We start from the raw sequence: 23,702 nt of genomic DNA, 5'->3' as shown, positions 1-23,702 counted from the left end.
GGACTTTCGAAACGACGAGAATCTCTGGTGGCAGATCGCGGAGTATTCATATGAAACATTCATGATCCGCATGCGTTCGAAGGGCTGAGCGAGCCGCGCGTTTGAAATCCGATCCGGATTTGGCCCATCGGCGAAGTGGCAGCTTCGCTCCAGGAGGTCCGCTTGTTGAGGCATGACGGACAAAATTTGCCCAGGCTGAATCGCTCGCGTTTTGACCCGGAACGGACGACGATTCAACGCTGCCAGCCTGTTCTACCCAACGGGTGCAATCTGTATTTGCCGAGGAGTGCGCAAACGTAATTCGAACACGATCCGGCTTCAGCCACCTTTTCCCTCGCATTCGTCAGCGGGGGTGATTGATGGTGAGCGGTGCTCCTCTGATTCCCGAATCCGTTCGATTTGGGCTCCAAAGCTCTCCGGTTGCTCCGGTGTAGGCTTCAGCGACACGCGCAGTTGCTGCCCAATCACTTTCATAATTGCTCTGCTGTGTTTGTAGTCTATGTCGTCGCAGTATGGCATAGCGGGGTCTCCTTCGACAAAAGGGCGCGGAGATTTAGAAACCAGCGCCTGCCTTCCGCAGCTTTTCCGCCTCCGGGTATTCTGTGAAACTGGAGACCGCCGCTTTTGGCTATCTGCGCGAGCGCTTTGTAGTTGAGAACAGCGGGTCTTGCGTAAGACCTTTGGCTATCCGCGACCTGCGCCGTTTAGTTGACGGCGAGCGACGGTCTCATCGGGCCAAGTCGCGCCGAGACACTTCGTTCCGAATTATCTTAGTGCGAAGATACGTCCGGCTTGCTGCCCAAGACCGCGGCGCCATAGACCGCCGGGTCAACACCTGCTCCGGCCAACTCCAGCCTGACGCAGATGTCTGGGCTGACGCGCTGGAGTGAAGTTCGGACAGGACGTCGGGATTTGGACCCATAAGAGACTTCGGCTGGGTCGCGAGCTTCTATTGGGCTTCGGGGCTTCGCAATATGCGAGGCACGCTATGACGCCTCTACCACCGGGCGAAGCAATTCTCACTGTCGGCATCATGAGCCTCACTGTCCTAATCGAGGTTGCGCTTTTCGCCTCGATCGGGATGTTCTGATAGACGCGCGCGGCGGTTTAGCCGGGAGGACGCCTCAATCCCGGCCAAAATTTTTTCAATCCGGGCCAAAATTTTTGCATCGTTCGCAACCACGGACCTGCCCGCAACGGAACAAATCTTCAGCGAACACAATTGTCTTGTCGTCAGCGATGGGAGGATCATCGCCATGAGGATCAAATATCTCTCCGCGATTGTAATAGCTGTTCTTGCCGCTGGTACCGGGCTGGCCGTCAATTCTCTCGGCTCGCTGCCTACTGAAAAGCAGTCCACGCCGAACATGCAAGTGGCAGACCGACTAGCTGCCTCGGTTGATCCATTCTTGCTTCGGTACGGTGGCTAACAGGCGGCGTTGTAGCCAACGGTGCTTACATCCTGTGGTAACTCATTTCGCGCGGTGGTTGGATTTTTATTCGCGCAACAGCGATCTTGAGTTGTTTGACGAAGTTTTGCTGAAGCAAAAGGCTGCTATACTAAATTTTAGGTAATTAGCCCTGTTCCGTTTTTGCACCGACAAGCAGGTCAGCTGATCATTCTTTGAAGATTGGCGCAGCCTGTGGATGGGCTCACATCGGACAGCCATCGCTGGGGCTTAGATTATCCGAAAATCGGAATATCTCATAGAAAATCGGAATATCTCATAGCGATACTCAACGATGGGGGCCCCATGCCCGCCATAATCGACCTGCTCTATCGCGAATACTGTCGCGCCCGCCTCGCTGAAATGCGGAAACAGCTTCTGATTGCGGGACAAAATCCTGAAAGCCTGGCAGCCGATTATGATCGTGCTAATCAGGGCAGTCTTGGCAGGACAGACACGCAGCACGAAATCAGTTACGGCGCGCCGAATTGAAGCGGCCGCGAGACATGGGGCTCTCCTCGAGGCCGCAAACGAACAAGCGGCGATGGCTCGGGATACCCATTTGTGTACGAACTAAGATTGTAACTGCGCAGTACTTCATCTCGGTTGTGAGGGCTCAACTCATGACGAAACACTTTTCGAAGCGCATTGTGATCGATGTGCTTGTAGTCGCCATATCTTTGATGACAATCACGATTGCAGCGGCATCGTTGGGCGAGCCCATTGTTGCAGGGATTGCTGCTTTTATTCCGGGCCCATTCCATCTTGCGACGGAAAGGACACTTGCAGGTGCCGGGCCGAGCAAACCGACGCTCGCCCGCGCGCCAACGGGTTGTCGGCTTCGATCTGCTCCTCTGCAATGGAAGGTGGACTGGCTTTTCGGGTCGCCTGCGGCTCCCTTATGATGAACCTCCGCCCACGGCTGCCGACCGCTGCCCTTGAGGCTTAACGGAAGAGCCGACGATTTGCTCGCGTTCGCCGCGCCGTGATCGCCCTCGGCTATGTCGAAGATCTTGACGGCCTGTGAAGTAGCTTGCATCGCTTCGCTCGTGGCGCGCGCTAATGTGAGGAAAGGTTCTTACCTTGACGGAGGCCTCCAATGCTCGCAGCAATCAAACGGAACTCCCGACATAGTGCTCGCGAATGGGTAATGATGGCTGTGGCGCTTGTCGTCCGCACAGAGGCAAACCGGCAGAACGGCGAAAGAAAACAAAAGCAGCCACTCTGGAAGCATTTCGACGACACCCATCATTGGGACTCAACCGCGGAGGAATGGGTCCCCAACCCAGACCGAGCGACTTCCTAAATACCTGCGAACGACGGGGGTGTTGGGCAGCGCGATGGAATTTCTGTCAGCAAGACTTGCGGAATATCCAATCGGCGAGCGCGCTCAAGCGTCTTGGCGTTTTCACACAGCCAGGGCCCAAAGCAAACATTCTCTCTCTACAGCGAAGAAGCCTCATCGATATGTCAAAATAAAATTATGAGTGTGGGTGATTTCACACACATAGGGTGATTTACCGAATAATTTTTCGAAACTCAGCTTGAGTGGTTTGCCCAGGGAGCAAGCCATGAACTCATCAATTCAGAGCGCGGCAAACGCGCTGCCGCAACCGCGCTACGGACCGGATGACCATTGGCACCTCTTCGGGTAGACTGGTTTCCTGAGCCCCGAACGGGAACGGGTATGCGCATGGCCCGGAAGCTCGCCGCCATCATCGCCGCCGACGTTGTCAGCTATAACCGGCTGATGGGTGTCGATGAGGCAGAAACCTTGGCGACGCTCAAGTCGCATCGACGAGATTTGATCGACCCGAACATTGCCGAGCACCAGGGCCGCATCGTCAAGACAACCGGCGATGGCCTTCTGATCGAATTCCCCAGCGTGATCGAAGCCGTCCAATGTGCGGTCGAGGTCCAGCGCGCGATGCAGGAGCGTAACTCGGACGTACCGACGGACCATCGCATCGAGTTCCGCGTCGGCATCAACCTCGGTGACATCATCATTGACGGCGACGATATTTATGGCGATGGCGTTAACGTTGCAGCACGGCTCGAAGGCCTCGCCGAAGCCAATGGGATCTGCGTAAGCAGAGTCGTACACGATCAGGTGCGCGACAAGCTGGGTCTTGGCTTCGAGGATCTGGGTGAGCGGCAGCTCAAAAACATCGCCCGCCCGGTCCGCGTCTTCCGGATTGCAACACCGGATATCGGACTGCGGACACAATCGGCACACCCCACACTCGCGATACCGGACAAACCGTCGATTGCCGTATTGCCTTTCACCAACATTAGCGGGGATCCAGAACAGGACTACTTTGCCGATGGAATGGTCGAGGACATCATCACAGCGCTATCACATTTCAAGGCGCTGTTTGTCATCGCCCGCAACTCCAGCTTCACATACAAGGGGCGCGCCGTCGACGTGAAGCTAGTCGGGCGTGAGCTTGGAGTGCGCTATGTGTTGGAAGGAAGCGTTCGCAAGGCCGCAAACCGAGTGCGCATCACGGGTCAGCTTGTCGATACCGCTACTGGCGTGCATCTTTGGGCGAACCGGTTTGATGGTGGGCTCGGCGACATTTTCGATCTGCAGGACCAGGTGACGGAGAGCATTGTCGGAGCGATCGCGCCGGCGGTTGAAAAAGCCGAGATCGAGCGCGCCAGATGCAAGCAGACCGAGCGTCTCGACGCCTATGATCACTACTTGCGCGGTTTAGCTAAGTCTTATCAAGATGCTAGTCAGCAAGCGTGCAACGAGGCACTGCAACTATTCAACAGCGCGATCAAGCTCGACCCAGACTTTGCGACAGCCTACGCTCGTGCCGCCTTTTGCTATGCCAATGCCAAGGCCTTTGGCTGGATTTCGCTCACACCGGCAAAGGTTGCCGAGGTATCGAGGCTCGCTCAGCGAGCGGTTGAACTAGGTAGGGATGATGCGATCGCGCTCGCTGATAGTGGATGGGCATTGGCATATGTTGTTCGCGATCTCGATCGAGGCGCCGCTTTAATCGATCGCGCGCTTGCGCTCAATTCCAATGTGGCCGAGGCGTGGGATTGCGGTGGCTGGGTAAAGAATTGGCTCGGCGAGTACGAGCTAGCGATCGAGCGCTTCACGCGTGCCATACGCCTGAGCCCGCTTGATCCGTGGATCGCACCGATGCGAGCTGGGACTGCGCATGCAAATTTCTTCCTGAACCGCTATGACGAAGCGGCATCGTGGGCGGCAATGGCGTTGCAGGACAATCCAAACTCTCAACCTCTACTTCGTATTGGCGCTGCGAGCAATGCGATGGCGGGGCGGTTGGATCTAGCGCAGAAGGCGGTCGTGCGCCTGCGCAAACTCAATCCTACACTGCGGGTTTCCAACCTCAAAAACGTGCTGGGACCTTATCGGCGTGCCGAAGACATCTCGCGATACGAAGAAGGATTGCGGCGTGCCGGGCTCCCCAAATGATATGGAGGAAGGAAGCGTTACCTTGGCCGATTCTTTCGAGGCCTCGGTTATTCGGGAGGTCGCGACGAGATTTCTGCGCATCTACGCCACACCGGACCGAGAATCTCATTTCGGATGATGTCCAGTTCGAAGCCTACCGCGCTTACTCTCGGGGCTCAAAAGCGTCTGGATCTGACAGACTTTTGAACCCGTACAAAATGCGCATTACGGGCTCGACGTCCGTCCAAACATATCCTTCGTCAGTTTTCTCAACATAACCAAGCGGGACCAGCGCTTCAAGAATCCGAGCGCGGTTCATCAGCGAGGTCGAGTGGAACGCCACGGTGAACGTCAATCTTACCGCGGTATTCAACCTGACCCAGGCCGTGCTGGAGGACATGATCGCGAGGAAGGAGGGCACGATCATCACGATTTCCTCGCTTGCCGTCGTCAACCTGAACCTGCTCGGCGGCGCCGCGTATGGTGCCGCCAAGGCCGGTGTCAAGAATTTCATGACGTTCCTGCACAACACCTATCGGAACCAGGGCATTCGCGCCACGACGATCCTGCCCGGCGAGACCGATACGCCGATCATGGACAATCGCGCCCGGCCGCCGCTCGAAGGCGAGCGCGCCGTGACGCTCAATCCGTACGACGTGGCGCGCGCGGTGCTGCTCTGCGCCAACCTGCAGAAGGGGCGCCGTGATCCCCGAACTGCACATCTGCCCGACCTTCATGCGCGACACCTCCGTCGACATCGAGGCGGTTCGTTGGGTCGGCGCACCCGAAGGCCTCGGCGACAAGCCGATTGAGAAAAGGACCTATCGTGAACGGAGCCAAACAGCGCGAGCGTCTTGCCAATGGCGAAGCGATGACCACGTTCACGCCGCATCATTCGTCATCAGGGCTGGCGGTGCGCCTGGTGGAACTCGGCGCGGATGCGATCTTCCTAGATTGCGAGCACGGCACCTGGAACTTTGATGATGTGCGCGTGACGGCACAAGCCATCCGCGGCGCAGGCGGTGCGGCGATCGTTCGCCCGCACTCCCATGAGCGCCCGATCCTGATCCGCTACCTGAACGCAGGCGCCGACGGGCTGATGGTGCCGATGGTCGATACGGCTGACCAGGCACGCGCCATCGTCGATGCTGTGCGCTAAGCGTGCCCGCCGATCACGAGAAGCGGCTGATCATCTGCATGATCGAGACACCGGAGGCGATCGAGAACATCGACAGCCTGCTTGCGGTTGAAGGCGTCGATGTCTTCTTCATCGGCCCCGGCGACCTCTCCCAGAACATGGGCTATCCGCCAGCTCCGCCGTTCGGACAACCGCGCCCGCTTGCCGTCATCGAGCGGGTTACTTTCGCGGTGAAGAAGATTCGTGCGGCCGGCAAAATCGCCGGCACGCTCGTTACATCTGCCGAACTGTCGTCCTGTCTGGAGCACGGCGTGCAGTATTTGTATATCCATTCGGACGCATTCTTGCGTGTCGGGTTGGCCGGCATCAAGAAGATGCTGGGCAGGTAATTTCGAGCTGGAGAGTTATCGCGCACGACACCGGGTTTTGGCGGCCCATCCAGAATGTTGGCGCAGAGAGTCGGGTTGGCATCTGTACCTCCGATACGAGGGTACGAGAGAGAGCTGAGGAGCCACGCTAGCTGTTTCGAACTTGAAAGCGTCATACCTTCACCGCGTGGTTGCAAAGCACCGGCGCTTTGAACCGCGTCGCAGAAACGGCCTCGGCAGGTCTTCGTAAAGCGGACTTGCTCGATAGCGCGCAGTAGTGGGAGTGAGCGGTGTAGGGGACAGTCGGACGACCAAACCAGCGCTTTCCTGATCTCTGACGGTATATGAAGCTACGCCGTGCCAGTACGAGCAGTGGCGATTTCCGCTACGCATGCAGACCTATTCAGTCGATTGACTCCGATAGGTAGCGGAATCGTCAGTATTCCGAGCGGCACAAATAATTCTGTGAATTCAAGACGAAAAAATTGCGGCGGGTATACCGTCGGCATTTGTCCGTCAGTCTTGGAAATTTGTGCTTACAAATCAACGACGAAACGCCCTTCGAAATGATAGAGTGGGAGTAGGAGCGTGCGGCGTCGCCACGTATCGATCACTGGATTAGTCAGGCGACAACCGGAGTTATTGGAAGTGCGCCGTGGAACACCTGCGCTCCGGCGACCGCGTCAAGCCGCAATTCCCGTATCCACATGTCGATCGCGTCTGCTCGAAGACGGAATAGGCAATAAGTATTTCGCTCGCCGGGAGGCAGCCGTTCATTCTTTGCACCCGCGCTGCCGTTAGCGATAACGTGGATTGGCGTACCAGCTGAATCGCCATTGAGCGGAAGGCTTTGATACATGGCGATCTTCGGTTTGTGCTGATGTCCGTGAAGAGCCACGTTGACGCCCGCGCGCTGTGCTGCGGCTAATATTTCGGACGCGTCCAGCGTCAACGTGACGCCTTTTGATTTGGGGGCTTCCACGTTTGCCACGGGGAGCAAATGGTGGTGGATAGCGAGAAACCGGAACGTCGGGCGTTCCACCTTTTGCTTTGCCAGATCAGCTATGGCATCCAGGCCGTTGCGCCCGACATAGCCGTACTCTGTCCATTCAGTCGCAGCGATTGTGCATGAGTTCAGCACGCAGACGTCGAGATCAGCCGCGCCAAGATGCACTCTGCGGACGTAGTTTAGCGATGCCTTCCAATCCCGGCCGACTAACTCGTCGACGAAGGTTCTGAACATCGTTTCGTGCTCATAATTGGCCTGTTTCTCTACTGCGTTCTCGCGAACGGTGACTGTGGAAGCATCGGAATACCGCACAACGTCGTGATTGCCAGGTACTACGATGATCTGATCCTTCTGCAGCCCCAGCCGCTTACGCAATGCTTCAAACTCAGCAAGCGCCGCGCGACGTGGTGCAGCAGCCCAGTCACCGTGCGTCATAAAATCTCCGGTCACGATCACAGCGGCGACGTCGTTCGTCAGGCCAAGGCGATCGAGATCGGCGACTATACATGCCGTGAGCGTCTGGCGGCCGTCACCAATCCCGACGTCCTCGTCCTGGAGGCGGAAGCCGTAGTCTTTTCCGAAGTGCAGGTCAGATAGATGAAGGACACATGATCGACCCGGCGCCTCAGCGGCCGATGCTATGTGGCCAAGAGCAGGATCGGCCACTGCGCCGATCCACAGGAAGGTTTGCTCCCTGATCGCATCAGCCAGCGTCTGGTCGTATCTTTGGTCTTCTATGGACCGAAGGATGAATACGCCGGCTGTCTTGTCAAGATCGTGTCTGTAGTACGCAGGAACGATGCCCGTTTCTGCCGCCTTTGGTTCGACGAATCCCACGCAAGCGCACAGGTACGCGCGTTCGGCCGTCCGGTCGATAAGGACGACTCCGATCTCCTGCTGGTCGTTTAGAAGCGTTACGATCTTTTCCGTCTCGGCGGGTTCGAACGTCTTCTTCCACCAGCCCCATCCGACGCGACCTGTTTGAGCGATCAACTCGCGGTGCGCTGCAATGGTGTCAATTCCCGGCGTGGTGTCGCGGAATCGAAGGGCTATTGCCGGTGGTGCCATTGGATCACTCTCCGATATGGTGGGCGCGGGATGTGCCACGCGAGAAGGCCGGGCGCTTCGATCAGTGCCCGTTCGAAGTCGTTGTAATCCGAAGCGCGCAAGGCCGCCCGTAACGTGGTGATCATGCGCTCCGATGATCCTAGTGTCGCGACTTCGCCACTGGAGCTCCAGATATCGATTTGATCAATACCCGGCGCGCGAGCACTGACGTATGGCCAGTGCCATCCGTCCGCCGATGCAACACGCTGCATCCTAATTGGGCCATCGCCAGGTCGGCGCCTTATCGCCAGCTGGTAGTCATCGATCGTCAAACGCAACCACTCGGCTGCTGTTTCCCTTGGTGGACAAGCTGATGGGATAACGCGGACATCAAGTCGCACAAGTTCTCCGATCAGCGGTGATTTCGATAAATCGGTATCGCCTCCATATTTGCGCGCTACCGCCTCAAACAGAGGCGTCACATAGTGAAGTGCTGCTGCATTGCGGTTGACCTGAGCCCAGTGCGAAAATTGACTGAATAGGAGCGTCAGCTCTGCGGCCGCTGAAGGTCTCGTTGTGTCAGGCCATACTGAAACGAAGACCGTGCCGCCCGGGCCGACAGCCCTGGCAGCTGCCGCGGACCAGCTCGCGAGCTGAGCAGGATACCATGGTGGATCGACGAGCGCCGCACCGTAGCTACGGTCCGCGCCAAAATTGGCCGCGTCACACACAATCTGTCGGCGGACTGCCTGGAGAGGTTGACGATCCACCAGCGTTACGTCGCTACCGGCTGCTTCCAGGAGGCGAGCAACAGTTGGAGCTCCTATGGCGACTATAGGAGTGGTATTCCCTAGTAAGCTTACGAGCGCTTCCGCAGTGGCGTCGTCATAGCGCCAGTCGAAGTCGAGCGGATGAGGCGCAGGAGGAGTGACCGAAGATTGTCGGTCGTCCACTTGGGGCGGCAACAGATCAATGATCTGGTCATCTCTTTCCGGAGTAACGTCGCAGGACATGTCCCTGGGGCACAATACAGTTTTAACGCGCCGGAACGGAGCTGTTTTAAAAGTGAGAGAACTTGTCTTCTATATTACCAGAGGTTGTCAATGACAACGAAGGATTGATCTCACCGTCCGTTGGCAAGCCCTCGGCGCTCCGGCGAGGGCTTTATGTCCGCCGCTTTCGTCCATGATAGGAAACCCAAAATCAACGTCAGGAACTCGCCATAATGCCCACTGCGATCGCGCCCAGCCAACAGCCCACCTCCACCACCACCGACCCCGAGACCCTCGGCTGGATGCGCGGCTTCCCGCCGTCCCCCGACCGCATCATCACCTTCCAGGACGGCTCGTTCCGCAGCTTCCCCGAACTGCGCTGGGCCTGGAGCAACATCCGCCAGCTGGTGCCGACGGTGAACGTCTGGCGCGGGGCGGGGCCGGCGTCGGTGCTGCCGCGGGAGGACCATGACATCGGCGCGGTCGCCTCGATTACGATGGACGGCCGCCCGCTTACGTTCGCAAAAATGCTGGAGGAGACCTACACCGACGGCATCGCGGTGCTGCATCGGGGCAAGCTGATTTATGAGCGCTATTTCGGTGCCTTGAAGCCGCACAAACCGCATATCGCGATGTCGGTGACGAAGTCGTTCACCGGCGTGCTGGCGGGCATGCTGGTCGCCGAGGGCAAGATCGATCCGCAGGCGCCCGTCACGGATTATGTGCCGGAGCTGAAGGCAAGCGCGTTCGCCGACGCGCGCGTGCACGAGGTCATGGATATGACCACGGGGCTCGCATACACGGAGGTCTACACCGACAAGAATTCGGATGTGTGGGGATTGCGACGTGCGAACGGCATGGCGCCGATCCCGCCGGGTTATGACGGCGCGACCACGATCTTCGATTTCCTCATCGCGCAGAAGAAGCAGGGCGAGCACGGCAAGGCCTTTGCCTACAAGACGATCAACACCGACGTGCTGGCCTGGATTTGCCGCGTCAGCGGCATGACGCTGTCCGATCTTCTCTCCGAGCGCATCTGGCAGCCGATGGGTGCAGAGGAGGACGCGCATTATCACGTCGGCCGCATCGGCACCGAGAGCGGCGGTGGCGGTCTCTCCACGATACTGCGCGATCTCGCCCGCTTCGGCGAGACCATGCGCAATCACGGCCGCTTCAACGGCCGCCAGATCGTGCCTTCGTCTGTGGTCGAGGACATCGCGCGCGGCGGCGATCCCCAGAAATTCAAGCCGGCCGGCTACACCACGCTGCCGGGCGCCTCCTACCGCAATCAATGGTGGGTCAGCCACAATGCCCACGGCGCCTATATGGCGCGCGGCGTCCACGGCCAGGGCATCTACATCGATCCCAAAGCCGAAATGGTGATCGCCCGCTATGCCTCGCATCCCATGGCGGGCAACGCCGCCAACGATCCCGTGACACTGCCGGCCTACATGGCGCTGGCGAAGGAGCTGATGGCGGGCGGGTAGGGTGGCCGAGGCGCCCGTTCGCGCCACACGCTCGGTGTTATCGTCCGACTTGATTGGGTGATCCAGTATCCAGAGACGATCATGATTGAACCGAGAGGCCGCGGCGTACTGGGTCGCCCGGTCGAGCCGGGCGACGACAGTACAAACCGCAAGATCGGTCGAGCACGCCATGGCCGTCCGCAGCTAACTGGAGCCGCCACGGAGGAAGGACGATGAAGGCGGCGCTGCAAACCTATCAGGACCGGATGCGACGGGTGTTGGACCATATCGACCGGCATCTCGACCATGATCTGGACCTCGACACGTTGAGCGGTGTTGCGGCCTTCTCGAAATTTCATTTCCACCGGCAGTTTTCGGCGACCTTCGGGCTGTCCGTGCATCGCTATGTCCAGCTCGCCCGCATGAAGCGCGCTTCGCATCAGCTCGCCTACACGGACGCGCAGAGAGTCACGGACATCGCGATCGAGGCCGGCTACGACGCACCGGACGCCTTCGCCCGCGCCTTTCGGCAACGGTTCGGGCAATCGCCGTCGTCGTTCCGGAAATCTCCCGACTGGGAACCGTGGCTTGCGGCCTTCGGGCCTCTCGACAACGCGAGGAGCAAGCTCATGCAGACGACCTTTACCCGTGACGACGTGACGATCCGCGATGTGCCCACCACGAAGGTGGCGATCATGGAGCATCGAGGCGACCCGGCAACGCTACAAGCTACCCTCCAGCGCTTCATCGCGTGGCGCAAGGCAGCGGGCCTGCACCCCAGGACAAATCCGACCTTCAACGTCTGGCGCTCCGAACGGCGTCCTGCCTCGCCCGCCGACTACAGCGTGGACCTTTGCGTCGGTACCGACCGGGCGATCGTGGCCAATGGCGAAGGGATCAAGGCCGGCGAGATCCCCGGCGGCCGCTGCGCCGTGCTGCGCGTGGTCGGCTACACCAACAATCTGGAGCCCGCCGCGCTCTATCTTTATCGCGACTGGCTTCCGGCCAGCGGCGAGGAAGCGCGCGACTTCCCGATCTATTGCCAGCGGCTGAGCTTCTTCCCGGAGGTGCCGGAGCATGAGACGGTCGCGGAGCTCTTTCTGCCGCTGAAATAGGTCCTCGGCCTGTCCCAGCGGATCGCGAGCAACGGACAGGCCGTTATCCATGACCGCCGGGCCATAACTCTTCATGCGAATGAGCATCATCGCCGCCCCGGCGACGCCTCAACTTCGCGATATCTTCTCGAACCGTTTCACCAGTCGCTCCCGCTTCAGCCGCGACAGCCGCTGAATCCAGAACATCCCGTCGAGTTGGTCGATCTCGTGCTGGTGGCACACCGCGCGCAGGCCGTCCGATTCCTCGGTTCGTGTGTTGCCGTCGAGGTCCTGATAGCTGATCCGCACGCGCGCGTGGCGCTGGACCTCGTCGTTGACCCCGGGCATCGAGACGCTGCCTTCGCGATGCAGGATCATCTCGGGCGAGGCCCATTCAATGACCGGATTGACATAGGTGAGCGGGCCGTCCCCGGCGTTGAGCTCGAGCACCACGACGCGCAAGGGCACGCCGATATGCGGCGCGGTGATGCCGATGCCCGGCGCGGCGCGCATCGTGTCGAGCAAGTCGTGCGCAAGTTCGCGCAAGCCGTCGTCGAACGCGGTCACGGGCCACCCCGGCGTCGCGAGTCGGCGGTCGGGGTAGCGGAGGAGGGGGCGGATGGTCATGCAGGGCTTCTACCATTTGCCAATTATTGGAGCATCGCCCGTTGCGTCCGCTTCACGCGTCCGGATACGGCGTGCCGTCCTTGTGCAGGAAGCGGCCGTCGGATGCCGGGCTCATCATGTCGATGTCGGAGCAGGTGATGAGGTCGTCTTGCGAGCGCGAGCCGATTTCGAGATAGACCGCCGTCGCCTTCGATCTGTTGATCATGTGATGGCCGTTGCCGCTTGCCTTGGGGAAGGCGGCGCAATCGCCCGCGCGCAGCACGGTTTCGCCGTCGTTCTCGATCAGCGTCACTTCGCCTTCCAGCACATAGACGAATTCGTCCTCGTGCGAATGCCAGTGCCGCTGGCTCGACCAACCGCCCGGCGGCAGGCGCATCAGGTTGACGCCGAAATCCGACAGGCCTCCGGCATCACCGAGCCGCTGCCGGATGCGGTCGGCGCATGGGGTGCTGAAGGGCGCCGGATACCCGGAGCCCTTACGGGCCGGCACCGTGGCGAGGTCGATCTTCGGCATGGATGGGTTCCCTGCATTTCAGCGCGCCGATGGAGGAGACATCGCGACGCATCGTCGGACACAGCCGCACGCGGCGCGGCGAGCGTCTGGAGAGCGGACGGACGAATGGTCACGATCGCAATCGTGGACCAGGTCAGGATCAGCGGGATGATGCCATTGTGCAGCTGTTTTGCCCGACGTGTCAAATCGCGGTTCGCACATCGTGAGGTGCAAGCACCCTAAGTCGTTGATCTTGCAGCACCCGGCTACTGTGCATGGGGTTGTTTTCGCGACTTTTACTGGCAGATCACAAAACGTGCCGCAAAATTTTACGTCGGCTTGTCGACCCCGGCTGTTCCCATTCGTCTTCCACGCAAGACAGACCTGAACGGGAGACCCAAATGACCCAATCCCCCTATCGCTGGGTGATCGTCGCCGCCGGCGGCCTGCTCGGCTGCGTTGCGATCGGCGGCATGTTTTCGCTGCCGGTGTTCCTGCAGCCGATCGCGAAGGACACCGGCTGGTCGGTGACCGGCATCTCCAGCGCGATGACGATCGGCTTTCTGGCAATGGCCTTCACCAGCATGGCCTGGGGCACGCTGACGGATCGATTTGGGCCGCGGCCGGTGGTGCTGACGGGATCGACCGTGCTGGCGCTGAGCCTGTTCGCCGCGAGCCATGCGACCTCGCTGATCGTTTTCCAGTTCGTGTTCGGGCTCCTGGTCGGGGCGGCCTGCGCGGCGATCTTCGCGCCGATGATGGCGACCGTGACCGGCTGGTTCGAGACCCATCGCAGCCTCGCCGTGTCGCTGGTCTCCGCCGGCATGGGCATGGCGCCGATGACGATGGCGCCGTTCGCGGCCTGGCTCGTTTCCGGCCATGATTGGCGGACCTCGATGCAGATTGTCGCCCTGGTGGTCGGCGCCATCATGATCCCGGTCTCGTTGCTGGTGCGCCGTCCGCCGGCGCTCGCGCACGCGGCCGCCGCACCAGCGGGCGAGGGCGCCGGGCAAAGCGAGATGTCGATGGGCGAGGCATTGCGCTCGCCGCAATTTTTGATCCTGCTCGCCACCAACTTCTTCTGCTGCGCCACCCACTCCGGTCCGATCATCCACACCGTCAGCTATGCCGTGAGCTGCGGCATTCCGCTGGTCGCGGCAGTGACGATCTACAGCATCGAAGGTTTTGCCGGCCTGGGCGGCCGCATCGCCTTCGGCGTGCTCGGCGACCGCTTTGGCGCCAAGCGCGTGCTGGTCTCGGGCCTCCTGCTCCAGGCGTTCGGTGCGCTCGCCTACGTCTTCGCGCATCAGCTCACGACGTTCTACGCGGTCGGCGCCGTCTTCGGCTTCATCTATGCCGGCACCATGCCGCTCTACGCCGTCCTCATCCGCGAGAACTTTCCGCTCAAGATGATGGGCACGGTGATCGGCGGCACGGCGATGGCCGGCAGCCTCGGCATGGCAACCGGTCCGCTCGCCGGCGGCCTGATCTACGACGCGTTCTCGAGCTATGCCTGGCTCTATATCGCCTCCTGGGCGATGGGTCTCGGGGCGTTCCTGATGGCAATGACGTTCCGCCCGTTCGCAAAGCCGCAAGGCGAGGTGGCAGCGGCGCCGGCATAAGTTCATGATCGAGGCGCAGCATCAGAGCTGCGCCTCGATCGCCGCCTTGTCGATCACCGACCAGACCTGCCGGATCCTTCCATTGTGAAACGCGTAGAAGACGTGCTCGCAAAAGGACACGCGCCTGCCGTTCACCTCGAGCCCCAGGAATTGTCCGGCCGGCGTGCAGTCGAATGCCAGCCGGCAGGCGATGGTGGGCGGATCTGAGATGAGCAGCGCGATGTTGAAACGCAGATCCGGGATGTCGCGAAAGTCCTGCTCCAACATCGCACGATAGCCAGACAGGCCGAGCGGGCGGCCGTTGCGGACGACATCGTCATGCACGAACTGGCCGAGGCCCGGCCAGTCCTGCCGGTTCAGGCAGGCGATGTAATTGCGATAGCGGTCGGCGAGGTCGGCGCTGTTCATCGTGAAGCTCCCATGCTGCAAGGATAACGCAGCAGGAGGCGAATTCGCCTCGCGGCGTCACAGCCGCTTTTCGAAGAACAGATCGGGATAGGGATCGTCATTGAAGCGAGGAATCTCGCGCCAACCGGTGCTGCGGTAGAGCTGGCCGGCCTCGGGCAGCGCGCTGTTGGTGTCCAGCCGCAGCAGCCTGATGCCGAGCTCGCGCGCAGCATCCTCGGTCGCATCCATCAGGCGGCGGCCGAGCCGCAACCCGCGCGCGGCGGGCGCCACCCACAGCCGCTTGATCTCCGCATAGCCGTGATCGGTGCCCTTCAGCCCGACGCAGCCAATCGGCAGCGTGTCCGAGATCGCAACGATGAACGTGCCGCGCGGCCGGCGCATGTCCTTGGCATCGGGATCACGCGAGCGCGACACGTCGAAGCCCTGCTTGAAGCGGCGCCCGAGCTCGGCATAGTACTCGCCGAGGCAATAGCGGGCCTCCGCGCTTTGCGGGTCCATCTCGTCCAGTCTGACACGCTCGCGCGTCAGCGCGGAGGCGATCAGGTCCATCGCCGCCAGCAGCGCCTCGGCTTGCGAGTGTTGCGCGAGGATGCCGCCCGCCTGCGCGTTCGACAGCGCCTCATAGGCTGCGAACTCGCGCCGGCCCGCGCGCGTGAGCTTTGCCATGCGCCGGCGCGCATCGTCTTCGCGTGCATTGGTCTCGATCAGCCCTTCGTCCTCGAGGCTGCGAAGCAGCCGGCTCATCAGCCCGGAATCGAGACCGAGATGGTCGCGGATCTCCGCCACGTCCGAGCGGCCGTGGCCGATCGCGTTGAGCACCCGCGCCGCGCCAAGCGGCCGGCCGCGGCCCAGGAACGAGGTATCCAGCGCACCGACAGCGGAAGTGACGGCGCGGTTGAAGCGGCGGACGCGGGAGACGGGGTCGAGCATGATGTCTGACTTTAGTCAGGTATATCCTGCTGTCAATCGCTTTGGGCATGCCAGGAGGTCCTCGCATAGGCGCACAATTGATCGCAACCGCGCTTCCCTTGCGCCACCGACCGGAGATCGCCGCGGCGATGCCGCGCGAGCCGCCGGTCACGCGTGCCGCACCGCGGCCGGGACACGCGAGAGGTGGATGCTGTCGCTCCACACTCTCTCAGTGCGAGCGCAGCGAAGCAGTGCAGAAATGGATCCGGGAGCGACTCTGGATTGCTTCGCTGCGCGCAATGACGAGACTGGAGCTCTCGCGCGCCTCTTTGTGAGTTGTGCCCGTGCTGCGAGCCGCTACCATGCGGCCGCTCCCGGAGCGTGGGACGTACAGCAAGCGGAGACCACATGAGCGGACAGGACCACAAAGTCAAAGGATCGGACCTGTTTGTCGCCGCGCTGGAGAACGAGGGCGTCGACCGCATCTTCGGTGTCCCCGGTGAGGAGAATCTCGATCTCGTCGAATCGCTCCGCACCTCCAGGATCGAGCTGATCCTGACGCGCCACGAGCAGGCCGCAGCCTTCATGGCTGCCACGCATGGGCGGCTGACCGGCAGGCCCGGCGTGTGTCTATCGACGCTTGGACCCGGCGCACTCAATCTGTCCACCGGCGCGGCCTATGCACATCTCGGTGCGATGCCGATGATCCTGATCACCGGTCAGAAGCCGATCATGAGCAGCCGGCAGGCGCGCTTCCAGATCGTCGACGTGGTCGCGACCATGAAGCCGCTGACGAAGCTGTCGCGGCAGATCGTCAGCGCCTCCAGCATCCCGACCGTGGTGCGCGACGCCTTTCGCGTCGCGATGGAAGAACGGCCCGGGCCGGTTCATCTCGAATTGCCAGAAGATATCGCGGGCGACGAAGTATCCGCCGTCCCGGTGATCCCGGTCCATCCGATCGAAATTCCGGTCGCCCATCGTGCCGCGCTCGACCGTGCCGCCGAGATGATCCTGGCTGCAAAGCGTCCGCTGGTGATGATGGGCGCGGCGACCAGCCGGCCGCGGTCGACGCATGGCATCGCAAGCTTCGTGCGGCGGACCGGCATTCCCTTCTTCACCACGCAGATGGGCAAGGGCACCGTGCCCGGCGGCACCAACCTCTATATGGGGACCGCCGCGCTGTCCGAACGCGACTACGTTCATGACGCGATCGATGCCGCCGACCTGATCGTCGCGATCGGCCACGACCCCATCGAGAAGCCACCCTTCATCATGGGGCCGGCGGGGCCGAAGGTGATTCACGTGAGCTATACACCGGCGAGCGTGGAGCTGGTCTATTTTCCAGACGCCGAGGTCGTCGGCGACGTCGGCCCGAGCCTGGAGCTGCTCGCCGACCGGCTCGAAGGCAAGCTGCCGCAGGCGGCGGCGCTTTTGCCGCTACGCGAAGAGATTCTCAGGCACATCGCCGATCGCGCCACCGAGGCGCGCTGGCCGCCGACACCGCAGCGGATCGTGCACGACATCCGCCAGGTGATTCCGGAGAACGGCATCGTCGCGCTCGACAACGGTATGTACAAGATCTGGTTCGCGCGCAACTACCGCACTCGCGTTGCCAACACGCTGCTGCTCGACAATGCGCTGGCGACGATGGGTGCCGGCCTGCCGTCGGCAATGATGGCCGCGATGCTCCATCCGGACCGCCGTGTGCTCGCGGTTGCCGGCGATGGCGGCTTCATGATGAACAGCCAGGAGCTGGAGACTGCCGTCCGTCTCAAGCTCAATCTCGTCGTGCTGGTGCTCGAGGACAACGCCTACGGCATGATCCGCTGGAAGCAGGCGGTAGATCATTTTGCCGATTACGGCATGACCTTTGGAAACCCTGACTTTGTCGTCTATGCCAAGGCCTACGGCGCCAAGGGGCATCGCATCGTGAGCATCGACAGCTTCGGCCCGACGCTGGAGGCAGCCTTCAAGGAGGGCGGCGTGCACCTTGTCTCGATTCCGATCGATTATTCGGAGAACGTGCGGGTGCTGGTCGACGAGCTGCGGGCGCATGAAAAGTCAAAGGCGTAAGTGTGTTCGACACTTCGCCACACCCGTCATTGCGAGCGCAGCGAAGCAATCCAGAGCCGTTCCGCAGAGGCAGTCTGGATTGCTTCGTCGCTTCGCTCCTCGCAATGACGGGGTATGCCGACCAGCCCGAATGCGATAACAACTTGCGGCAACATCCAACCAACCACAGGAATATGAAATGACCCGGGTTCGTTGTGTCACCGAGATGGGCATGGGCGTCGACATCCACGGCAGGGATGCCACCAAGGCGGCGAAACGTGCGGTGTCGGACGCGATCAGGCATTCGAGCCTCGGCTTTTTCCGGATGATCGGGAAGACCGCGAACGACATGTTTGTCGACGTCACGATCGCCGTGCCCAATCCGGAAGCCGTCGACAAGGAAGCCGTCGCCAAGGAGCTGCCTTACGGCACAGTGACCGTCAACGCAGTCAAGGGCGGGCTGGAGATTCCCTCCGCCACGGAAGTGGCCAACGACCCCATCCTCATCGCCAATGCGGCCGTGATCGTGAGCTTCGACAAGGATTAGGCCGGTGTCCGACAGCGATATGGCGCTGCTGGATCGTCCGATCTGGAGCGCTCTGACAACGCGCCAGAAGCATCTGGCCGAAGGCGGCCCGCGGGCGCTGCGCTATCCCGTGGACATGACGCCGTTTGCCGACATGATCGACCTGTCCGCAGCAAGCTTTGCTGCGCTCGGTGATCTCATGACGGGATCGCAAGTAGCTGCGCTGTTTACGCCGGAGCCGGTGGACGTGCCCGCCGGCTTCAAGGTCGTGCTCGCCGAGACCGGCGAGCAGATGATCGGATCGCCCGCCGACAGCCCGCTCCGCGATGCCGAGATCGTCACGCTGGGACCCGCCGACGTGCCCGCCATGATGGCGCTGACAGAGCTGACCAAGCCGGGCCCGTTCGCGCTGCGCACGCACGAACTGGGGACGTTCTTCGGCATCCGTGCCGGCGGCGAGCTGGTTGCCATGGCCGGCGAGCGGATGAAGCCAGGCAATTTCACGGAAATGACGGCCGTGTGCGTGCATCCTGATCATCGCGGCCGCGGCTATGCGCAGGCGCTGCTCGCGGCGGTCGCGCGGCAGATCGAGGCGCGCGGCGAAATTCCTTTCCTGCACGTATTTTCGAACAACGCGTCCGCCATCGCGCTCTATCAGCGGCAGGGCATGCGGATTCGCCGTCGCCTGCACGTGACGGCGCTGATGAAGCAGGAATGAGCTGCGCCGCGGGCTTCATATCCGGCGAATTCGCGCTATATCGTTCCCAACCATAATTTGGGGAAACACATGGACGCCAGGACACCTGATTTTTCCGCCGCGCGGACGGCGATGCAGCGCTACGTCGATCAGGAGATCATCCCCGGTGCATCTTGGGCTGTGCTGCGGGGGCGCGATGTCGTCGACCAGCAATGCGTCGGCTTTGCCGACTGCGAGGCCAACACCGCGCTTCGGCCCGACCACATTTTTCGTGCATTTTCCAATACAAAGATCTTCGTCACCTGCGCCATCATGCTGCTGGTCGAGGAAGGCCGCGTCGGGCTCGATGATCCCGTCGAGAAATTTCTGCCGCAGCTCGGCCATCGCACGGTGTTGAAGCCGGGGGCTGCGAGCCTTGCCGATGTCGAGCCGGCGAGGGGCCCGATCACGATCCGACAGCTGCTGACCCACACGTCCGGGCTCAGCTACGGCATCTTCGATCCGGGCACGGTGCTGTTCAAAGGCTACAACGAGGCGCGCGTGCTCAATCCGCTGACGCCGCTCGCCGACATGATCGACCGGCTTGCCGATCTGCCCTTGTCCTATCATCCCGGCACCGGCTGGGAATATTCGGTGGCGACCGACGTGCTCGGCCACGTCGTCGAGGTCGTCTCCGGCCAGCGGCTCGACGCTTTCCTCAAAGCGCGCATCTTCGATCCGCTCGGCATGACCGATACAGGCTTCTATGTGCCGGAAGCGCAGCAGGGCAGGCTGGTCGCACTCTATAACGGCGCTGATGTGCTCGATCCCATGAAGCCCGGCCTCACGCGGGCCGACCATCTGCCTTATCCGCAGGCTTATCGGCGGCCGTTGCCGCGACTGTCCGGCGGCGGCGGTCTGGTCTCGACCTTGCCCGACATGCTGGCGCTGGTGCGCGCGTTGCTGCCCGGTTCTGATGCGCTGCTGAAGCCGGAGACGCTGCGGCAGATGATGACGAACCAGCTGCCCGTTGGCCAGACCATCCGCTTCGCCAATTTCGGGCCGATCCCCGGCAAGGGCTTTGGCCTCGGTGGCGCCGTCACCTTCGCGCCGACGCCGTTTGATCCTCCGAACTCGACTGGTGAATTCCAGTGGGGCGGGCTTGCAGGCACCCATTGGTGGATCTGCCCTGACGCCAACACCGCCGGCGTGCTGATGGCCCAGCGCTACATGGGGTTCTGGAATCCCTTCTTCTTCGAGTTCAAGCGCCTGGCATATCAGGCGGTCGGCGCGACATGACGAGAGTTCGGCCTGGCTCGTCGGCTGTGCCAGATACAAGGTGAGCTGGAGGCGTTGCCTCCCGCCCGTCCTCGTCAGTCCTTCCACGGATCGAACTCGCCTTCGCCGGCCATGGCGACGGCGAACGGCCGCAGCGTGTGCAGCACCCGCACGGTGCCGGCGTGCTGCGCCAGCACGTCCGGCAGGCGGCGATAGGCCATCGGGCTTTCATCGAGGTCGGCACCAACAAGGGTGACTCCGCGCTCGCTCAGCCATCGGTCCATCTCCGCGCGTGAGAAGCGCCGCTTCGCCTCCCTTCGTCCGAACAGGCGGCCGGCGCCGTGCACGGTCGAGTACAGCGAGGCCTTGGCTTCGGGGCTGTCGACGCCCTCGAGGATGACGGCGTCATCACCCATCGAGCCGCCGACGAATCCCTTCTGGCCGGGAAACGCCGGCGTCGCGCCCTTGCGCACCACCCACAAATCACGGCCGTCGTGGGTCTCGCGCCAGGCGTAGTTGTGGTGGTTGTGCACGCTCTCGGTCACGCTGCCGCCGATGATCCGGCGAACGCGCTCGACGACCCACTCGCGGCCCGCATAGGCGTAACGTCCGGCGAGCTGCATCGCCGCGATGTAGCGGCGGCCGAGCTCGGACTCCTCGTCGACCACGGCAGGCGGCACGTTCATGCCATCCTTGCCGCCGGCGGCCTTGAGATAGCGCGTCGCGGAGGTGTGCCCGAGGCCGCGGCTTCCGAAGTGGACACCGACCCAAACAAAGCCTTCCTCGTCGCGCATGAGGTCGACATAGTGGTTGCCCGATCCGACCGTGCCGAGCTGGCTCGCCGCCTTCTGACGATAGGCCTCCATGTCGCTCTCGCGCCAGGCATGGCCGTCGTCGAACAGCGCGTGCTCGGCCCGCTCGGCATTGGCGCGGCCGACACCGAACGAGATCGTCTTGGCGACGTCGCGGATGATCGTGGGCACGATGTCGACGATATCGTCGAAGCGCGTGTCGAGCTTTGCGGCCATGTTGCCGCAGCCGATGTCGAAGCCGACGCCGGAGATGCTGATCTGCTTCTCATAGGCGATGACGCCGCCGACCGGCTGGGCATAACCGAGATGGCCGTCGGCGCAGATCACGCCGGATACGACATTGCCGACCGCCATGCAGTTGCGCATCTGCGCCACGGTCGCCTCCTCATGCGGACCGAAGATCTTCAGCGGCGCATTCTGGAAGCGCGCCTCCTGCGGGCGCAGCTTCGCGATCTCGCTCGCGGCGGTGTTGGCTTCGCGGGCGAGATGCTCCTTGCGCGCGGCGTCGCGGTACGAGCACCAGGCCGGCTGGCCGCGTCCTTCGCCGACGCGCGAGTCGGGATCGATACCGGCGGCGAGGCAGAGCTCGCGGGCGCGTTCCATGTAGGGATCGGATCGTCGCATGGCCGTGATTCCTGCTTCACTTCCTGCGCGCACCACAGAGTGGACGCGCGGCTCCTGTCAGAGATTTCGCTGGTTCCAGGCGCAGTCCCGCGTCCGGATTCGTTGTCGTTTCGCATCAATTCAACGCCGTCTTCGAGGTAGTGATCCACGCAACCGAGGCTTCGGAGAAGCGCCGCGGGCAACAAAAAACCCTCCGGAGCGGCAGGCTCGGGAGGGTCCGTGAGAAGCGGACTGTCGATCTTGCGGTTAGGCAAGATCGCTCCGATGAGCCGGGCATGCGACATCGGATTGGCCGAAGGCCGTTCGACAGTCGCGCAAATCTTTCGTAGCGGTACAGCATCGCTCGGTTCATGTTGTCGGTCGCGAACGGAAGTGCTCGCGAGGCCGCGGGAGGCAACCCGCGGTTGTCAAGCAACGGCGCGTGTGAAATTGCAAGATATGGACGCAAGACATGGACGAATGAGTGCCAACCTATCTCGGTCTCGATGGATTTCGCTTCGGCTGGGTCGCTGCCTGGATCGATGAGCGCGGCGATCACGGCTTCGATTACTCACCGGGCCTGACGCGCCTGCTCGCGTTGCCGCATGCGCGCGCGATGATCGACATGCCGATCGGCTTGAATCCGAGCGGCTATCGCGCTTGCGATCTGCGTGCGCGCGAATTGATCGGCCCTGCCGTGTTTCTCGGCGCGCGCCGCGACCTGTGGACGTTCCCGGATATGGCTGCGGCGAATCGCTATTACTGGGAGCAGGAGGGCAAGGGCAGGGGCGTATCGGCGCAGCTCTGGAACATCAGAGACAAGCTCAAGGAGGTCGACGATGCCATGGCGCCGGCGCGGCAACCGACGATCGGCGAGGCCCATCCTGAATTGATCTTCTGGAATCTGGCCGGACGAGTTCGGCTTGAGCCGAAGACGTCATCGCGTGGTCAAGCGCAGCGTATTGCTCTGCTGAGAGACCGGGGCTTCACCAAGATCGAGACATGGCTGACGCTTCGCTATCGCACCGGCATCGGCCGTGACGATCTGATCGATGCCTGCGCCTGCGCGGTCGCGGCGCGCGAGAGCACGCAACGTGTCGGCGACGACGAGATCGATCCGCGAGGCCTGAGAATGAAGATCAACTATTGAGCCCTCCTTAGCCCTCGCGATCGCTTCCGTCTCCCGTGTAGCGCCGGCGAGGATAACTCTGCTTCAGATGAACGCCATCGTCGTCCAGCCTTGCTGCTCTCTGTTCGTACTCCTCGGCCATGGACTGCAGCCGCCGGGCAGCTTCGCTATGTGCGAGATCGCCGGCGACGCGGCGGCACCGCTCAGCATGGTCCAGCAGGGCGCGCTTCTCGATGCTCATCCGGCGATAACGCTTGGAAGGCTTAATGGTCCCTGCGCGGGCGCTTGGAACAGCGCAAGGGGCTTTGTCTCGATGACCGGGAAAAAGTAGCAATATTTTCAAGCGGCCAAGGAACATGGTTCCTGAGCCGACGTTGAAGCCAAAGGCTGCTGAGGGACAAGATAACTATGTATGACACCTGCCAATTGGCGACCGCGATGCTCGCGGTTGCCTTTACGGCCCTGCTGTTGATCACGGGCCAACGGTTCATCGAGTACCGATTGCAACATGAAGCAATGATTCCGATCGTGGCGCTCGCAACGCTGCCGCCATAAGCGCGGGTTCGCCGGGA

The 23,702-nt window shown here is 61.7% G+C and carries 20 protein-coding genes and 2 pseudogenes; 14 read left to right on the top strand and 8 right to left on the bottom strand.

Annotation, left to right across the window (positions count from 1 at the left end; all coding sequences use genetic code 11):
* Positions 1-1,048 precede the first annotated feature (1,048 nt).
* Positions 1,049-1,258, bottom strand: coding sequence for a hypothetical protein (locus IVA91_RS07130; protein ID WP_247458492.1), 210 nt, complete (start codon positions 1,256-1,258; stop codon positions 1,049-1,051).
* Positions 1,259-1,754: 496 nt separating this feature from the next.
* On the opposite strand from IVA91_RS07130, the gene IVA91_RS07125 reads away from it, so the two are divergent.
* The gene (locus tag IVA91_RS07125) at positions 1,755-1,940 is read left to right on the top strand and encodes a hypothetical protein (RefSeq protein ID WP_247458491.1); all 186 of its coding nucleotides are present in this window, start codon (positions 1,755-1,757) and stop codon (positions 1,938-1,940) included.
* Between the two features lie 124 nt (positions 1,941-2,064).
* On the opposite strand, the gene IVA91_RS07120 is transcribed toward IVA91_RS07125, so the two are convergent.
* Positions 2,065-2,487: a hypothetical protein gene (locus tag IVA91_RS07120; RefSeq protein WP_247458489.1), complete on the bottom strand. Its 423-nt coding sequence runs from the start codon at positions 2,485-2,487 to the stop codon at positions 2,065-2,067.
* Positions 2,488-3,141: 654 nt separating this feature from the next.
* Between IVA91_RS07120 and IVA91_RS07115 the strand changes: the two genes are divergently transcribed.
* From IVA91_RS07115 to IVA91_RS07105, 3 genes and pseudogenes are all read left to right on the top strand, one after another.
* Positions 3,142-4,902 (top strand): adenylate/guanylate cyclase domain-containing protein, encoded by a 1,761-nt coding sequence (locus IVA91_RS07115; protein WP_247458487.1) that lies wholly within the window; start codon positions 3,142-3,144, stop codon positions 4,900-4,902.
* A gap of 260 nt (positions 4,903-5,162) precedes the next feature.
* Positions 5,163-5,667: pseudogene (locus IVA91_RS07110) on the top strand (SDR family NAD(P)-dependent oxidoreductase); the annotation flags it as partial.
* Positions 5,668-5,707: 40 nt separating this feature from the next.
* A pseudogene (locus IVA91_RS07105) lies at positions 5,708-6,408 on the top strand (aldolase/citrate lyase family protein).
* A 601-nt stretch (positions 6,409-7,009) separates the two neighbouring features.
* Here IVA91_RS07105 and IVA91_RS07100 read toward each other — a convergent pair.
* Positions 7,010-8,464 carry a metallophosphoesterase gene (locus IVA91_RS07100; RefSeq protein ID WP_247420114.1) on the bottom strand — a complete coding sequence of 485 codons (1,455 nt, stop codon included), beginning with the start codon at positions 8,462-8,464 and terminating at the stop codon, positions 7,010-7,012.
* A 1,204-nt stretch (positions 8,465-9,668) separates the two neighbouring features.
* On the opposite strand from IVA91_RS07100, the gene IVA91_RS07095 reads away from it, so the two are divergent.
* Together IVA91_RS07095 and IVA91_RS07090 are read left to right on the top strand one after the other, a co-directional pair.
* Positions 9,669-10,922, top strand: a complete 1,254-nt coding sequence (locus IVA91_RS07095; RefSeq protein WP_247420113.1) for a serine hydrolase — start codon at positions 9,669-9,671, stop codon at positions 10,920-10,922.
* A gap of 212 nt (positions 10,923-11,134) precedes the next feature.
* A complete protein-coding gene (locus IVA91_RS07090) occupies positions 11,135-12,016 on the top strand; it encodes an AraC family transcriptional regulator (RefSeq protein ID WP_247281678.1) in 882 nt (293 codons plus the stop codon).
* A 108-nt stretch (positions 12,017-12,124) separates the two neighbouring features.
* On the opposite strand, the gene IVA91_RS07085 is transcribed toward IVA91_RS07090, so the two are convergent.
* Both IVA91_RS07085 and IVA91_RS07080 read right to left on the bottom strand, forming a co-directional pair.
* Positions 12,125-12,622, bottom strand: a complete 498-nt coding sequence (locus IVA91_RS07085; RefSeq protein ID WP_247420112.1) for a peptide deformylase — start codon at positions 12,620-12,622, stop codon at positions 12,125-12,127.
* A 52-nt stretch (positions 12,623-12,674) separates the two neighbouring features.
* Entirely contained in the window at positions 12,675-13,136 is a 462-nt protein-coding gene (locus tag IVA91_RS07080; protein WP_247420111.1) for a cupin domain-containing protein, read from the bottom strand.
* Positions 13,137-13,516: 380 nt separating this feature from the next.
* On the opposite strand from IVA91_RS07080, the gene IVA91_RS07075 reads away from it, so the two are divergent.
* Positions 13,517-14,737 (top strand): MFS transporter, encoded by a 1,221-nt coding sequence (locus IVA91_RS07075; RefSeq protein WP_247420110.1) that lies wholly within the window; start codon positions 13,517-13,519, stop codon positions 14,735-14,737.
* Between the two features lie 21 nt (positions 14,738-14,758).
* Here IVA91_RS07075 and IVA91_RS07070 read toward each other — a convergent pair whose 3' ends face one another.
* Complete coding sequence (locus IVA91_RS07070) at positions 14,759-15,145, bottom strand: ester cyclase (protein WP_247420109.1); 387 nt, start codon at positions 15,143-15,145, stop codon at positions 14,759-14,761.
* 57 nt (positions 15,146-15,202) lie between these two features.
* The gene (locus IVA91_RS07065; protein WP_247458486.1) at positions 15,203-16,075 is read right to left on the bottom strand and encodes a bifunctional helix-turn-helix transcriptional regulator/GNAT family N-acetyltransferase; all 873 of its coding nucleotides are present in this window, start codon (positions 16,073-16,075) and stop codon (positions 15,203-15,205) included.
* Positions 16,076-16,462: 387 nt separating this feature from the next.
* Between IVA91_RS07065 and IVA91_RS07060 the strand changes: the two genes are divergently transcribed.
* The 4 genes from IVA91_RS07060 (at position 16,463) to IVA91_RS07045 (ending at position 20,607) form a co-directional block, all read left to right on the top strand.
* A complete protein-coding gene (locus IVA91_RS07060; RefSeq protein WP_247420105.1) occupies positions 16,463-18,127 on the top strand; it encodes an acetolactate synthase large subunit in 1,665 nt (554 codons plus the stop codon).
* A gap of 178 nt (positions 18,128-18,305) precedes the next feature.
* Positions 18,306-18,653 carry a Lin0512 family protein gene (locus IVA91_RS07055; RefSeq protein WP_247420102.1) on the top strand — a complete coding sequence of 116 codons (348 nt, stop codon included), beginning with the start codon at positions 18,306-18,308 and terminating at the stop codon, positions 18,651-18,653.
* Between the two features lie 4 nt (positions 18,654-18,657).
* Positions 18,658-19,350, top strand: coding sequence for a GNAT family N-acetyltransferase (locus IVA91_RS07050; protein WP_247281671.1), 693 nt, complete (start codon positions 18,658-18,660; stop codon positions 19,348-19,350).
* 69 nt (positions 19,351-19,419) lie between these two features.
* Complete coding sequence (locus tag IVA91_RS07045) at positions 19,420-20,607, top strand: serine hydrolase domain-containing protein (protein WP_247458485.1); 1,188 nt, start codon at positions 19,420-19,422, stop codon at positions 20,605-20,607.
* Between the two features lie 74 nt (positions 20,608-20,681).
* Here the strand turns inward: IVA91_RS07045 and IVA91_RS07040 are convergent, their stop codons facing one another.
* On the bottom strand, positions 20,682-22,022 hold the full coding sequence (locus IVA91_RS07040) for an RtcB family protein (protein WP_247420095.1): 1,341 nt from the start codon (positions 22,020-22,022) through the stop codon (positions 20,682-20,684).
* 463 nt (positions 22,023-22,485) lie between these two features.
* Between IVA91_RS07040 and IVA91_RS07035 the strand changes: the two genes are divergently transcribed.
* From IVA91_RS07035 to IVA91_RS07025, 3 genes are all read left to right on the top strand, one after another.
* A complete protein-coding gene (locus tag IVA91_RS07035) occupies positions 22,486-23,151 on the top strand; it encodes a DUF429 domain-containing protein (RefSeq protein WP_247458484.1) in 666 nt (221 codons plus the stop codon).
* A gap of 67 nt (positions 23,152-23,218) precedes the next feature.
* Positions 23,219-23,461 carry a hypothetical protein gene (locus IVA91_RS07030; protein WP_247420092.1) on the top strand — a complete coding sequence of 81 codons (243 nt, stop codon included), beginning with the start codon at positions 23,219-23,221 and terminating at the stop codon, positions 23,459-23,461.
* Positions 23,462-23,538: 77 nt separating this feature from the next.
* The gene (locus tag IVA91_RS07025; RefSeq protein WP_247449254.1) at positions 23,539-23,685 is read left to right on the top strand and encodes a hypothetical protein; all 147 of its coding nucleotides are present in this window, start codon (positions 23,539-23,541) and stop codon (positions 23,683-23,685) included.
* The last annotated feature ends 17 nt before the right edge of the window (positions 23,686-23,702 follow it).

Source organism: Bradyrhizobium sp. 153, from assembly GCF_023073835.1.
Taxonomy (GTDB): domain Bacteria; phylum Pseudomonadota; class Alphaproteobacteria; order Rhizobiales; family Xanthobacteraceae; genus Bradyrhizobium.
The sequence above is the reverse complement of the archived record's forward strand: the minus strand, read 5'-3'. Positions and strand labels throughout refer to the sequence as shown.